At 31.1% G+C, this 853-nt stretch carries 1 protein-coding gene; it reads right to left on the bottom strand.

From position 1 onward, the window contains the following. The coding region (locus tag KA878_RS13900; protein WP_210142242.1) for a protein rep at nt 1-567 on the bottom strand (567 nt) is incomplete at its 3' end. Between the last annotated feature and the right edge of the window lie 286 nt (nt 568-853).

Genomic DNA, 853 nt, shown 5'->3' with positions numbered 1-853 from the left:
CTTAAAATAAGTCGGCTCTACTGCCAGCAACACATGCATATGTTGATTATATGAATTATCAATTTCGTTTACAGTTACTTCTGTCGCACGCATAAAACCAACTAAATTTTTAGTGATTTTTTTATATTTCATCATGCGATTAAAACCTTTCGCCATATCTGATAAACTTTGATTTAATTCTTCACCGTCATAAACATTTTTAACTGAAAGTGTCAAAAATAACCACCGAACTGTTGGCTTTTGTCGAATCACTTCAGTAACAACTTTTTTCGATTGAATTCCATGTTTCATTGCTCTTCTCCAATTGCACATTGGACATAAACGAGATTTACAAAACCAAACACGATATAAATTAATTTCACTCGTTTCTACGTCCACTTTGTATTCCAAAATCTCTGCACAATCTTTCACACGTTCAGCTTTTTTAAATTCTAGTATATGCAATAATTCCCAATAACCAACGTTCGAAATTTTTTTCTCTCGCCAAGGGCGAACTTTACCACTTTTCGTTTTGTCGATTAATACACTTGATTTTTCGATTGATTGAATGCTATTATTATTACACATGATAATAAAAAACCCCCTATGTATTGAGTTGATTGTTTAGTCACTTTTAACTTTAACATAGGGGTTTTTTATATTCAACCATTTTCCACTCATTTTTAAACGCATAAAACCAGTAACCACAAGGGTTTAAATGACATAAATAGCCTTATAAAAAAAAACTTGTTATTTCTATAAGTATCAAGATAAGAAAGAACAAGTTCAAAACCATCAAAAAAAGACACCTTTTCAGGTGCTTTTTTTATTTTATAAACTCATTCCCTGATCTCGACTTCGTTCTTTTTTTACC

The sequence above is a fragment of the Staphylococcus sp. GDY8P57P genome (assembly GCF_017892585.1).
In the GTDB taxonomy this organism is placed as follows: Bacteria; Bacillota; Bacilli; order Staphylococcales; family Staphylococcaceae; genus Staphylococcus; species Staphylococcus borealis.
The sequence above is the reverse complement of the archived record's forward strand: the minus strand, read 5'-3'. Positions and strand labels throughout refer to the sequence as shown.